The organism is bacterium (assembly GCA_012517375.1).
Classification (GTDB): Bacteria; Hydrothermota; Tepidihabitantia; order B3-TA06; family B3-TA06; genus JAAYVC01.
This window is the reverse complement of record JAAYVC010000104.1, coordinates 1-12,582: the sequence shown is the minus strand read 5'-3', so window position 1 is coordinate 12,582 and position 12,582 is coordinate 1. Positions and strand designations below refer to the sequence as shown.

General features: G+C 45.5%; 14 protein-coding genes and 1 tRNA gene. All 15 read right to left on the bottom strand.

Annotation, left to right across the window (positions count from 1 at the left end):
* Nucleotides 1-227 precede the first annotated feature (227 nt).
* Nucleotides 228-300: transfer RNA gene (locus GX441_11490), tRNA-Phe, on the bottom strand.
* Between the two features lie 51 nt (nt 301-351).
* On the bottom strand, nt 352-1,032 hold the full coding sequence (locus GX441_11485; protein NLI99265.1) for a YggS family pyridoxal phosphate-dependent enzyme: 681 nt from the start codon (nt 1,030-1,032) through the stop codon (nt 352-354).
* Nucleotides 1,025-1,840 (bottom strand): hypothetical protein, encoded by an 816-nt coding sequence (locus tag GX441_11480; GenBank protein NLI99264.1) that lies wholly within the window; start codon nt 1,838-1,840, stop codon nt 1,025-1,027. The genes GX441_11485 and GX441_11480 overlap by 8 nt, the downstream gene beginning before the upstream one ends.
* Nucleotides 1,841-2,112: 272 nt before the next feature.
* Nucleotides 2,113-3,159 (bottom strand): hypothetical protein, encoded by a 1,047-nt coding sequence (locus GX441_11475; GenBank protein NLI99263.1) that lies wholly within the window; start codon nt 3,157-3,159, stop codon nt 2,113-2,115.
* A gap of 121 nt (nt 3,160-3,280) precedes the next feature.
* The gene (gene plsX, locus GX441_11470) at nt 3,281-4,258 is read right to left on the bottom strand and encodes a phosphate acyltransferase PlsX (GenBank protein NLI99262.1); all 978 of its coding nucleotides are present in this window, start codon (nt 4,256-4,258) and stop codon (nt 3,281-3,283) included.
* On the bottom strand, nt 4,255-4,449 hold the full coding sequence (gene rpmF / locus GX441_11465) for a 50S ribosomal protein L32 (protein ID NLI99261.1): 195 nt from the start codon (nt 4,447-4,449) through the stop codon (nt 4,255-4,257). Before rpmF ends, plsX begins: the two co-directional genes overlap by 4 nt.
* A gap of 58 nt (nt 4,450-4,507) precedes the next feature.
* Nucleotides 4,508-4,972 (bottom strand): hypothetical protein, encoded by a 465-nt coding sequence (locus tag GX441_11460; GenBank protein NLI99260.1) that lies wholly within the window; start codon nt 4,970-4,972, stop codon nt 4,508-4,510.
* Nucleotides 4,969-5,907 (bottom strand): RsmB/NOP family class I SAM-dependent RNA methyltransferase, encoded by a 939-nt coding sequence (locus tag GX441_11455; protein ID NLI99259.1) that lies wholly within the window; start codon nt 5,905-5,907, stop codon nt 4,969-4,971. The genes GX441_11460 and GX441_11455 overlap by 4 nt, the downstream gene beginning before the upstream one ends.
* Nucleotides 5,894-6,985, bottom strand: a complete 1,092-nt coding sequence (locus tag GX441_11450; GenBank protein NLI99258.1) for a DUF763 domain-containing protein — start codon at nt 6,983-6,985, stop codon at nt 5,894-5,896. The genes GX441_11455 and GX441_11450 overlap by 14 nt, the downstream gene beginning before the upstream one ends.
* 51 nt (nt 6,986-7,036) lie before the next feature.
* A complete protein-coding gene (locus tag GX441_11445; protein ID NLI99257.1) occupies nt 7,037-7,657 on the bottom strand; it encodes a SagB/ThcOx family dehydrogenase in 621 nt (206 codons plus the stop codon).
* Between the two features lie 135 nt (nt 7,658-7,792).
* Nucleotides 7,793-9,139, bottom strand: a complete 1,347-nt coding sequence (locus GX441_11440; GenBank protein NLI99256.1) for an aminomethyl-transferring glycine dehydrogenase subunit GcvPA — start codon at nt 9,137-9,139, stop codon at nt 7,793-7,795.
* Nucleotides 9,139-9,531 carry a glycine cleavage system protein GcvH gene (gene gcvH / locus GX441_11435; GenBank protein ID NLI99255.1) on the bottom strand — a complete coding sequence of 131 codons (393 nt, stop codon included), beginning with the start codon at nt 9,529-9,531 and terminating at the stop codon, nt 9,139-9,141. The genes GX441_11440 and gcvH overlap by 1 nt, the downstream gene beginning before the upstream one ends.
* A gap of 18 nt (nt 9,532-9,549) precedes the next feature.
* Nucleotides 9,550-10,644 carry a glycine cleavage system aminomethyltransferase GcvT gene (gcvT, locus tag GX441_11430; GenBank protein ID NLI99254.1) on the bottom strand — a complete coding sequence of 365 codons (1,095 nt, stop codon included), beginning with the start codon at nt 10,642-10,644 and terminating at the stop codon, nt 9,550-9,552.
* Between the two features lie 102 nt (nt 10,645-10,746).
* Complete coding sequence (locus GX441_11425) at nt 10,747-11,667, bottom strand: XcyI family restriction endonuclease (GenBank protein NLI99253.1); 921 nt, start codon at nt 11,665-11,667, stop codon at nt 10,747-10,749.
* Nucleotides 11,668-11,683: 16 nt separating this feature from the next.
* On the bottom strand, nt 11,684-12,582 hold an 899-nt coding region (locus GX441_11420), incomplete at its 5' end, for a hypothetical protein (GenBank protein NLI99252.1).

The window sequence follows — 12,582 nt, the reverse complement described above, 5'->3', positions numbered from 1 at the left end:
TTTTCAGTTGCAGTTATTGTGATGTCATACTTTTGTCCGACAGTTGCCGGATTCGGGATGCCCTCGAAAGTAAAATTTTGCGCGAGGGCAATAGTAGCAAGAAGGACGGTAAGAAGAAGAATCTTCTTCATCATTTCCCTCCTTTGGGCATAGGATGGTTTGACTTAACTTTGTTTTTTTATTTATTTATTACTTAACTATACGCGTTGACCGCGACTTGTCAAGCATGCCGGGGCGCAGAATCGAACTGCGGACACCGGGTTTTTCAGACCCGTGCTCTACCAACTGAGCTACCCCGGCGCATAATTTCACGCACTATACTGATTTATGTACGTGTTGTCAATACCTAATTTACCTTATTCGCGGCCCGAATATTACCCTACCGAGCCGCACCATCGTAGCACCCTCCTCTATTGCGGTCTCGAAATCGTCGCTCATCCCCATCGAAAGGTGCGGAAGATAACAACCAAAGACATTTTCCGCCCGGTTCCGCAGTTCGTGCAGAAGCCTGAAGCTTGAACGAATTCTCTCTTTATCTTCCGTTAAAGGACCAACAGTCATAAGCCCGACAAGCTTGATGTGTTCATACTTTAAGACTGGAGCCACCAGTCCGGCAAGCTTATCAGGTTCAACTCCGAATTTTGACTCCTCACCAGACGTATTTACCTCTACAAGACAAGGAGTCAACTTTTCTATAGCCGCGCTCTCTTTCTCAATCTCATCCGCAAGGCTAATCGAGTCAAGACTGTGTATCATCGAGAAGATTTCAAGAGCTTTTTTGACTTTGTTTCGCTGCAGATGCCCTACAAGATGCCATTCTACAAGTTTTCCAACTTCAGCAAATTTCTCCGCCGCTTCTTGGACGCGGTTCTCCCCAATTATGCTTACGCCGGCTTCGGCGGCCTCTTTTATCAAACTCACGGGATGCGTTTTCGTAACAGCGACAATTTGCACTTCCTGAGGGCTGCGACCGACCCTTGCACACGCATCTGCGATTCGTTCCTTGACCCTTAAAAGATTCTCCTTAACCACCCCACATCCTCTCTCGCTTCTTCCATAATTCTGTAAACTCAAGTCCAAGCTTCAAACCTACGTGATACTCGGTTATATCTCCGCCAGTTCGGATACCGCTGTTAAGCTCAACGTTGCCGAAACCGAAAGATTGAATGGGAATTCGAGATCCTACGCCTAGATAAAAGTCGTTTATCGGCAAGGAGTCGACGGTTGTCGTATACCACGACATCCACCCGGCTTTTGCAGTCAACGAAAACGGTTTGAGTGCGAAACTCGAGTTTAACTCCAGGGTGTGAGAGGGAACAAAAGCAAGCCCTGAAGGGGTCCCTCCACTCTGTTGAATGTAAGATGCTGATATTGAGTATTTCGGAGTGGCCCATGAAACTATCCCTCCGAACTCAGCCGGCGGAACATAGAAAGCGGAATCTATTACGGATGTATCGCGGTTTGTCTGGACTTCAGTAAGAACCTTTATGTCAAGAGGATACCCATAAAAACCTCGGACATCAAGCTTCCCAAGATGAATGCCTGCAATACCCCAGAATCCGTTGCCTCCAAAGTGGTACAACAGCGAATCCACAGTCGCTTCCTGATAGATAACCGAATCGCCTTCAAGCTTAAGAATCTCGGAATCCCATCTCTCCCAGGCTCCGCCAAGCAGCCTTTCGTAGCCTGCACCCAAGTATATCAAATTAAATAAGCTTTTGTCGATTGATATTCTAAAGCTTTCTATTCCGCCCCGACTAGCAATCCGGCGAATGAGGGTGTAGTCATCGGACTCTATAGAATCGCTCTCGACTTCAAAATCAAGATTGTACCTTTCCATAATGCCCAATGACAAACCAAATCGACCGGGCAAGGGGAAAAAAAATCCGAACTCGTAAGGTCTTGCCAAGAAAGCGTCTTTGGATGCTGAGGGTTCTGTTGCATGAACATATTCCGTCAAGAAATCAGCCTTAAGTATTGTTTGTGACCGAGGTTGTATTCGGAGAAATTCAGATGGAGGCTCGTAACCTCCCAGCCCCCTCGAATTGAATATAGAAAAGGAAAACAAGTAATTCAAAGGCAGCAGCAGGACAATGTACAGTTTTATTCCTTTCATTGATCTCCTCCCTTAAATCGACCTTCAGGTGGATCGGTGTATGTGATAACGAGTTTCGGAACGCCTGTGATACGTCCGAGGGCGTAAATACGATTGTCCTGACTGAGCGACTGATTTGACGGATTTGGATTATAAGAAAGATAAGAATGAGAAAGCAGGAGTCCGAAATTTGAATCAGGTGCGTCTACCCAATACTGAATCAATTCCGTAACAGAAAAAGACAATGAATGCTCTTTTGATTCAACAGCGCTTCTGCCCCACACAACAGGCTCTGTCTCGCTGAACCTGCCTTCGTACTGGTTTGAAAGGCAATAACAATTGAAGTAGAGAGAGTCTTCAGGCGAAAAGTAGTTGTTATACCCGACCTGTAAATCCGCAGATGTAATGTTTATCAACCCTCTGAGTGTATCTAGAGGAAAATGGACAAACACTCTCCATGAGTAGGCAGAACCAATCAACGTATCCAGATTGGGTGGTTCGTACGGTTTTATAATGCATGCGTCGTTTATCTTGGCGTAGTAAGTCTTTTCTTCAGAATTTTCAAATCTTATGGTATCCTCTTCCCGGAATCCCCAAAGCTGGGGCTTATACATTGAATCAGAACTGGATACATCCTGGGATGAACCCAAATATACAAATCCATCGTTTTGAGGAATGAGCACAAAACCCTTGCGATATAATGATAACTTGCTTGAGTCAAGCATTAATGAAGTCGTATCCTTTTCAATGTTTATTTCAGCAATAAGCTTACTGGAATCGAAATCTCCACCTTGTTTAAGCCACTTGGTATAAGCATCGGCAAGGACCCATGTGCATCCATCCTCGTTCCATTCTGAAGTCAACGGATATAATCTAAAAACCACATTTGATTGTTTAAGGGTATCGCTTCTGTAGCGAAAAATCATTAGTTTTACCGAATCGAAAACCGCAATGGAATCAAAACCGTCCACGGAAAAAAGGATACGCATTTCGGTCAGCGAATCCCGTCCGCCGATTAGGGTAACGGATTTACCAAGGGAGATTTGTTTGCCAAAAAAAGCCATGCTATCCGCTTCAAGAATAACTTCTTTTAATTCAAGTTCACCTCTGCCCAACATGTTAAAACCAAATGGCCCTTCTTCACAACTACCCAAGAAAAACATGAACAAAAGAAAGGAAATGGTTTTAATTGCCGAGTTCATTTTTAATAGCATCAACAACTCCTTCACGTACGGCAAAAGACGCTAGTCTCAGAGCATTTTTGATTGCACGCGGAGTAGAACGACCGTGTGAGACTATAACTGGTTTATCGACTCCGAGAAGTATCGCTCCACCCGCTTTTTCATAGTTTAACCCTTCAATGAAATCTTTGAAAACCTTCTTTGAAAACCAGCTTCTCCATCGGTATCGTTTAGCTGTTTCTTTGAGAATGTTAAGAACGGCTGCACCCATGCCTTCTCCAAATTTAAGCATAATGTTGCCGGTAAACCCATCCGTTACTATTACATCCGCCACATCACGAAAAACATCAGACCCTTCGATATTTCCAACGAACTTTATCGGGGCTGAAGAAAGAAGATTAAAGGCTTCTTGCGATAGTTTATCACCCTTTCCTTCCTCGTGACCGACATTTAACAAACCTACTCGAGGTTCATTTACATGGTATACCCTTTCAACCATAATTCTACCCATAACAGCGTATCGAACTAAATGAATAGGCTTAGGGTCTACGTTTGCACCAACATCAAGAGTGAGAACCTGTCCTTTTGGCGTTGGAAAGATAGCACCCAGAGCAGGACGTTCTATCCCTTTTATTCTTCCGAGGGTGAAGATTGAAAAGGCAGCAACAGCACCGGTATTACCAGCACTTACAAAGGCATCTGCCTTGCTTTGCTTAAGGAGAACCATTCCTTCAGCAATGCTCGAATCCGTCTTTGTTCGCAAAACTTCACTAGGGGACTCATGCATTCCAATAACTTGCCGAGACTCAACAATGCTTATTCTTTTTGCTTTCTCAATATCTTTTCTAAAAGGTCCTAATGCCTTTTTGTCTCCTATAAGCACTATCTCAAGGTCACCCTCACGCTCCAAAGCAGCAATGCTTCCTTCTACCTCCGAAGTCGGTGCCGCATCACTTCCCATTGCGTCAAGCGCAATTTTCACTTCTTTTTACTCTTGCTCTCGACTAATATTACTTCCTGGTCACCGTAGAAACCGCAGTTTGTACATACCCTGTGTGGCTGTTTAGGTTGCTTGCATTGAGGGCACAAACTAATTGCCGGGGCATTGAGCTTCCAATGAGTTCTGCGTTTACGCGTTCTCGTATTCGAATGTCTTCTTTTCGGTACTGGCATTTATTTTTTCCTCCTTAAATTAATCGTATATGTTACCTAAAACCTTCTGATTGTCAACCTAATTTTCAATCCTATGGTTGACTATTTCCTTACTATCCAAAACTCTGCGGGACCTTGGAACTTGGCTTTTGAGCTTCGAACCCTTCAAAAGACCTACGCCTAAGGCATAATGCTTATAGAATGCTACAACGAACCCATCAGTAATGCCTGCTAGAGGCTTTACATCCACTGTTTTTCCGGCGAGAAAAAGCCTTGTAGCCTTCTCGTCAAGCTCAAGACTATTCTTGCTGACAAGATGCCCAAAAATTTGAATGGCATTCGTTGTAGGGCGGACGCTGTGCGGAAATACCCTGGCAATGCGTATTCCCCTTCTGATTACATGCTTAAATTCTACATCCGAAGCCTCTTTCGTAACGCACCAAATATCATTTGATCTTGAAAAGAGATGATATTTATGAAAGCATTCTCTCTGAATGCCAAACCGCTCTTCTAGAGACGAAAGAAATATCTCTATTTCGTTCATAAAGGTTTAAGGATTTTTGCAATGCAAAAGCCCTCTCCGTCATGCTCATGCGGAAAAACCCTTGCCACATTTGCGCTGCGTTGGTCATATTCTTCACCTCTCCAAGAAGTGTATCCCTTTCTTAAAGGAACACCTTCAAGCACAACCGGTTCAACCTGCGCTTCCGGAAAATGCTTAAGCAAATGGCATATCACCCCTTCGTTCTCCTCGGGCTCAAATGTGCACGTAGAGTAAACTATTGTTCCGCCAGCTTTTAAAGAGTAGTAGGCCGAGAGTATTAGTTTTTTTTGAAGATACGATAGCCGCTCTACCGTACCATCGCTCCATATCTCAAGTGCGCTCAGCGAGCGAGATAAGGTTCCTTCAGACGTACATGGAGCATCAACAAGAATTCTATCGAACGTTTCCGGTTTCATATAGCCAAAAGACTGTCCAGGTATGTTAGTAACCACTGTGTTGAGTACTCCGGAACGGTCTAAATTGGATGTCAATGCCGGAATACGTTTTCCGTTTGCATCATTCGCTACAAGAACACCCGTGTTCTTCATCGCTGCCGCAATCTGGGTTGTTTTGGACCCTGGCGCCGCGGCAATATCCAGTATTGTTTCCCCTGGTTGAGGATCGAGGACCGTCACAGGCATAGTCGAAGAACTGTCCTGAACATATATTAGCCCCAGGAAATGCTCAAGCAGATTGCCGAGTTTTGAATGGCTCCTGACTCGAAATACGAGGTCATTCCATGGCGCTTCGACGATGTCGAGATAAGATAGAGATTCAAGTATCCCCTCACGACTTGCTTTAAGAGTATTAAGTCTTAGTGTTTGAGAAGGCGGTCTCAAAAGAGCCGGCAGGAATTCATCAAGTTGGAGCCCCATGTCTTTGAATCTTGAAATCATAGCCTCTGGTATGTCTGTTCTGCGTCTAGGTCTTGGCAAGGCTGACCTCCTCAAGCCATCGCGAAAGCCTTCTTAGAGCGGAGGTTTCCTCATTCGCCCCAAGCTTGGATTTCTTTAATGCATCCGCAAAGTAAGATATGGTGTGATCGTAAACTTCTCGATTTACAGGGAAAGGGACGCCATCCTTTCCTCCGTGTGCGAAAGAAAAGCTTACCGGATCTTCATAAGAAGGCTCATCCCCAAAAATTATCTGTGAAACCAAAGCTAATGCTCGTACGCTCGCAGGACCAACGCCTGGCATGGATAGCAGATGCTCAAAATCACGCGGCGGTTTTTCAAAGGTAGAAAGAAACACTCTGCTGATTCTTTTTGAATCCAAATCAGAAAGGTTTATCATGTGTCTCTCTGGAAGCCTCAGGCTTTGGATTTTCTCATACTCCTTACGGAATAAAAGAGGAGTTGATGCGACCTCAACCGAACGTTTTTGCGCATTTGAACTCTTGGAGCTGACCATGTTAAGAACATCAAGTCCCCTTCTGCCTTCAATTGCGGCATGGGGATCAAGGATAAAGGAAGGAAGCGTCGCTCTAGACCAGTGATACCTGCGTGCCCACCCCATTTCTGGGTTCATACCCTGATCTATTGCTACCCATTCAGACTGTGATGGAATGTAGAGAAATAACTGATGGTAAACCTGATAACCGTCCTGAAGTCCGGCAGAATCGACTTTGGCAGCCATCCGGCTTGCATAGATAAAATCATCAGGCAAAAAGCCTTTCCTCAGAGCTGTACTGGTGATCTCGGATGGTATCTTCCTGGAAGCGTTTCCCTTTCCGCCTGCGGCAAATACACCGGACGCATCACCCATATCATTAAGCGCCATTTTTAGCGCTCCACAAGTGGTAGTGGTTAATCCGGAGGAGTGCCAGTCGAATCCAAGCACGCAACCAAGACTCTGAAACCAGAACGGATCCGTCAGGCGTTTGAAGAGCTCTGTTGGACTGAACTCTGTAAAGATGAAGTCTATGATAACCTTAGAGAGTTTGACCATTCTCTCAAAAAGCCACCGCGGTGCGCGACCGGAATGAAGAGGAAGATCAGCAGTATTCTGAGGCATGCTCAAGAAGATTCTTTTGAGTTGGAAATGAATTCATTAACAGCCAGATGCTTACTTTTTTAAGGGAACACCTACGGGTATTACGTATAAAGGTATGGAATTGCTTGTAAAAGAATCCAGTTCCAGAAGTTTTGATACGGCATCATCATTAAATGCGCCTACGGGCACGGCGCCTAGTCCCAAGGCAGTAGCTTCCAGTAAGACATTCTGAGCGGAGTGCCCGGCCTCAAGCCAGATATAGCGCATAGCGCGCTCTCCGTATTTGGAAGAGGTTCTACCTGTAACAGCCGTTAAAATTATAGATATGTACGCTTTACCAACACTCGGCTGTCCTAGGCATGCTTTTTCAAGCTCTGGACGGTAGTCCCCAGCTTTTTTGAGAGAAAGTGAATGCTCCTGAGGATTGTATTGGAAGATTCCGTGCGGCGCAACAAGATAAACCTCCAACGGATAGGTAGCACCAGCGGATGGAGCGGTTCTGAATCCACGTTTCTCATCCGTTATTCCCTGCGCAGCCCAAAGTAGAGTCGATACCTGTTCAGGGGTTAAGGTATCTTCGCTGAAAAAACGGACAGACCTTCTCTTTGAAAGACATTCTTCAATTGGTCGATCCGTCTTCAAAGGCTCGGGCAGACTGTAAGAATCGCTCATGTTATCTCCGGGACATGCCATAAAAAGCATTACTAAAAGCAGAGGCAGGATTTTCATGCTTTCCTCCTTAATTCAACTATAATGAAAAGACGCTCAAGATGCATTTATGGTTTCGTCTTCCAATATATACAACGAGGAAAACTATTTCGAAAAAACTTAGGCGATAGAAGCAAGAACATCTACAAAAGAATCAATCTCTTGCTTTGTACGCTTCTCCGTAACGGCAACAAGAAGAAGGTCAGACCAATCATCCTTGAAACGACCCAGGTCGACTCCTGCGAGGAAACCCTTTTCTGCAGCCGATTCAACAATCTTACTTGCCGGTTTTTTGGTTCTTACGGCAAACTCTTTGAAGAATGAGCCCCTGAAAGCGATCTCGAAACCGGAAAGTTTTTCTATTCTTTCAGAGAGATAGTGGGCTTTTTGCAAAGAGAGATTTGCCATATCCTTGATTCCTTGTTTTCCTATGACAGAGAGGAATACTGTAGCGGCTAGGGCGCAAAGAGCTTCATTGGTACAAATATTCGAGGTGGCTTTCTCGCGTCGGATATGTTGCTCACGGGTTTGCAGCGTCATCACGAACCCGGGTTTACCCTCGGCATCGACGGTACGTCCTATAAGACGTCCAGGCAGACGTCTTATAAAATCCTTCTTGCACGTAAAAACACCTAGATATGGACCACCAAAACCTTGAGAAAGTCCAAGGGACTGACCTTCTGAAACCGCAATATCAGCTGAATATGAGCCTGGGGGAGAGAGAATGCCAAGCGATATTGGGTCAACAGAAACAACGAGAAAAGCCCCGGCAGAATGCACCTTATCGGATATTTCGTAGACCGATTCCAACATCCCGAAGAAATTAGGATGGGAGATTATCACGGCCGCGACGTCTTCATTACTGAGCGCTTCATCAAGCGCCAGAATATCCAAAAGACCTTCTTTTGAGGGCAGCATTTCAACTGGAATATCCAAGCCTGAAGCATAAGTGCGTATTACCTCTGTATGATACGGATGCAGCGTTTCAGAAACAAGTATGCGGTGACGCATGGTAATATCTCTTGCCATATGAACTGCTTCGCCAAGAGCAGAGCCTAAGTCGTATACAGACGCATTGGACACGCTCATATCCATGAGTTCGGTAATAAGTGACTGGTATTCGTAGATGGAGGTGAGGGTACCCTGGCTTACTTCAGGCTGATATGGCGTGTAAGCGGTGTAAAACTCAGGTCTTGAGATTACGTAATCGACGAGAGACGGAATAACGTGATCGTATACTCCAGCGCCGATGAATGAAACGAATTTTGCAGGATCATAGTTACGCCCCGCTATCTTCGTTAAAAGTTTTTCGGCTTCAAATTCCGATAGTGCTGCAGGGAGTTTCAATCCTCCTTTTATTCGCAGATTCTCTGGAATTTCTGACAGAAGGTCTTCGAACTTCTCCACCCCGATTGTCGAAAGCATCTTTCGAATATCTTCAGGGGTATTGGAGACAAAAGAAGCCATTAATGCCCTGCCGTCAGAATGAACTCGCCATAGGATTTGGCATCCATCAGACTATCTATCTCAGATTGATTGGTCAATTCAAGCTTGACTATCCATCCCGCACCATAGGCGTCCTTGTTGACTGTCTCAGGAGCGGATGAAAGAACGGAGTTCACTTCTGTTATTTTCCCGGATACAGGAGAATAGAAATCGGAAACCGCTTTTACCGCTTCAATTACACCTATAGAATCGCCTGCTTTAACTTCACGCCCAGATTGCGGAAGCTCTATCATTACGATATCGGAAAGCTCTCCCTGAGCAAAATCCGTAATCCCGATGACTGCGGTGCTGCCCTCTACCTTTACCCATTCGTGAGTGTTTGAGTAACGTAGTCCTTCAAGGACGTTTGCCATTTTTTCCTCCTACGAATTTCACTTGTGCGAGGCGTTCTTGTAAAAAGGCGGTTTGACTACTACAGCCTTTTCGTGTCCGCGCCTCGTTGCGATTAAAAGTTCCGTGCCTTCTTTCGTGAAAGCGCTCTTGACGTATGCCATGGCTATCCCTTTACGGAGAGACGGCGAGATGGTTCCGGATGTAACCTCGCCTACCCCCTCCGAGCCGGAAAGAACCGCGTCGTGCTGTCTGGGAATGCCTGAACCGGTCATCTCGAGACAGATAAGGCGGCGTGCAGGTTTTTCTTCCTTGACTTTTACGAGCGCATCCTTGGCTATGAACTCGGGCTTGTCGAATTTAACGACCCATGAGAGACCTGCTTCAACTGGATTAGTTGTCTGGTCTATGTCGTTGCCGTAAAGGGCGTACTTCATTTCTAAGCGGAGAGTGTCGCGCGCGCCGAGACCGATTGGCGTTATGCCTTCGGGCTTTCCCGCCTCGAAGAGCCTGTCCCAGACCTTTTCGGCTTTATCGGCGTAGAAATAAAGCTCGAATCCGTCCTCGCCGGTGTAGCCGGTGCGTGCAATAAACATCTTTTCTCCGGCAAGCTCAGCCTCAATCCCCCTATAGAAACCTATGGACGCAAGGTTTGCGGATGTGAGTCTCTGCAGTACCTGCTCCGATTTCGGCCCCTGCACCGCAAGCTGCGCTACGATGTCGGTTCTGTCAATTATTTCGACCTCGAAGCCCTTCGCATTCTCCTTCATCCATGCCTGATCCTTCGAGTTGTTCGCCGCGTTGATTACCACAAGATAGAGATCGGGAAAGCGGTAGATGAGAAGATCGTCCACGATGCCTCCGTCGGGGTAGCACATGGGAGAGTAGAGCGCCTGGTAGAGTTCGAGCGTGGCTACGTCGTTCGTCACCAGGTGATTGAGGAACGAAAGTGCATCCTTGCCCTTTACCGCCACTCTGCCCATATGGGAAACATCAAAAACCCCGACGCTTTCCCTAACCTTCTGGTGTTCGGCTATAAGACCTTCAAACTGAACGGGCATCTGGTATCCGGCGAAGGAAACCATGCGACCGCCGGCTGCCACCAACTTATCGTAGAACGGTGTTTTCTTATCCATGAATTTGCTCCTAGATTGGTGAATTATACGGGGGAAGGGGGAGGTGTCAACAAGATACTCCAAAAGCTTACAGAGTAAACTTTTGGGGACCCCGATAAAAAACTAAATTCGGATTATATACTTGAAAAGCTCTTCCAGGAATTGCTGCCTCTTCTTTTCATCACTAAGAATTTCTGGAAGGATGAACGTCTTCCTGACCTGACCGTCTTCTTCAATCTGTCTGGCTACAGCTGGCGTCAGGCAACTGCAGAGATATACGGTCTCGCAGCGGGGGTTTTCCTTCAAGGCCTTGCCAAAGGATTTTTTAGCCTCTCCATATCGCGTCTGTGCGCCTGCAACATCCATGCTCCCTTTGATTTCGATAGCTGACTGCAACGTGTCGTTATCGTCTCGAATCGAAACATCAGGCTCATCGGCAAAGATTATAGACCAATTGTTAGCGAGTTTGACATAGATACCACGCTTTCCCTTCCCTTTCAGTTCACTTTTAATATAACCGCGCCCCATTGCATATTCAAGTATCATCTCCCTGACCAATTTCGCAGTACCGACTCCAATCTTATTTACCCAACCTCCTTGAACCTCTGTCCCCAACTCGGCAAGAGCGACATCCTCCATCTTGCCTAAAAACTCATCCGGTATGGATTCAACAAGGTCGCTGATTATTCCGTTCAGCACCAGCGATATCGCCGTTGGCGTATGCTTTTCTTCTTTAAGCAACTGACTGAGACCCTTTTGAGAAATGGCTGCAGCAAGTCTGTAATACTCAACCAAATCAGGGTCTTTTTCAATAACCTCAGGGTAACAGAAAACTAACGCAGGATCTTGGTTACTATTCTGAGCAGCTTGCCATGACCTCTCACTAGCACCTGTTGGTTTTGCGTAAGAACCCCTCTCAAGAGGAGATAAGGCTTTAATCTTGTCGCGTAATTTCCGCCATCTCGCACCATCTATCTGCGTATAAAAAAACCGCGCCCTGGCGGCGTAAGAACTAGTCAAGGCGTCTTTCAAGGATTTGTTCATGCGGACTTTCTCCTTGTCAATCTATGATCTTCACATCTACATCAGGCAATTCACATTGGAGTTTCTGACAGAATAATTCAGCCCTAGCATAAAGGAAAGCCCTGTAATCCTCTGGCTTGAACTCTTCTTTCTCTATAAACTCTCTTGGAATTAAGTGTGAGTCGAGTATCCTATTAAAATTCGCGTTCTCAAATTCCCTGAAATAGTATAACGGATTATTGTCACCTATCTTAATGTTGGTTTTCGCACGCAGGTAACAAATATTCATTAAGCTGTCTATCTCTATATCTTTAGGCAAACCTTCTATGTCCTGCAAGAAATTCCGAGGATAAATGTGATGCAAATTCGGGACCTGAGATAGCAGGAGATAAACTCTATCGAGAACTTCAGCGTCCGGATCGGAGAAATCAAGAGGGTTCTGTTTGGCAAGGAATGCGAGTACCGCACGGCTTAATGCGCTTCGGTAATTGTAGCTTGCCAGCACAAGTTTTGTTTTGGAAAGCTGAAGTTGCCGGAGGGCAGGTTTTTCTCCCCGCTCGAGCTTGTCAAAAAAATCGGTGCAATAGTCATACACATCTTCAGCTCGACGAAAATCCTCAGTGCCAAATGCCGTTCTCCAAAACCACTGTTTTGCACTCTGCCGATTAGGTGAGCTATTTTTGTGAAAGTAATGAGTAAGAGGAAATAACAAGTATCCAAAAGGCAGCATATCCGGTCCATGGAGTTTTAAGTCAGATAGGAACTTGATCGTCTCGAATATGGTTTTTTGATAATCAACCCCATTATTCTCTAAATGCTTAGTTTTCAAATGATCAAGAGCCTTCGGTGTAATACCAAAGGATTTACGAGCGCCCGTTTCCTCTTTACGAAGGCAAATCGAAAACATTTGAATGATGCTTAAATCTTCCAAATTCT

Coding starts and splice junctions, on each gene's coding strand:
- GX441_11480 (NLI99264.1), bottom strand. CDS start 1,840: ATGGAAAGGTACAATCTTGATTTTGAAGTCGAGAGCGATTCTATAGAG.
- GX441_11475 (NLI99263.1), bottom strand. CDS start 3,159: ATGGCTTTTTTTGGCAAACAAATCTCCCTTGGTAAATCCGTTACCCTA.
- rpmF (NLI99261.1), bottom strand. CDS start 4,449: ATGCCAGTACCGAAAAGAAGACATTCGAATACGAGAACGCGTAAACGC.
- GX441_11460 (NLI99260.1), bottom strand. CDS start 4,972: ATGAACGAAATAGAGATATTTCTTTCGTCTCTAGAAGAGCGGTTTGGC.
- GX441_11450 (NLI99258.1), bottom strand. CDS start 6,985: ATGCCTCAGAATACTGCTGATCTTCCTCTTCATTCCGGTCGCGCACCG.
- GX441_11445 (NLI99257.1), bottom strand. CDS start 7,657: ATGGCATGTCCCGGAGATAACATGAGCGATTCTTACAGTCTGCCCGAG.
- GX441_11440 (NLI99256.1), bottom strand. CDS start 9,139: ATGGCTTCTTTTGTCTCCAATACCCCTGAAGATATTCGAAAGATGCTT.
- gcvH (NLI99255.1), bottom strand. CDS start 9,531: ATGGCAAACGTCCTTGAAGGACTACGTTACTCAAACACTCACGAATGG.
- gcvT (NLI99254.1), bottom strand. CDS start 10,644: ATGGATAAGAAAACACCGTTCTACGATAAGTTGGTGGCAGCCGGCGGT.
- GX441_11425 (NLI99253.1), bottom strand. CDS start 11,667: ATGAACAAATCCTTGAAAGACGCCTTGACTAGTTCTTACGCCGCCAGG.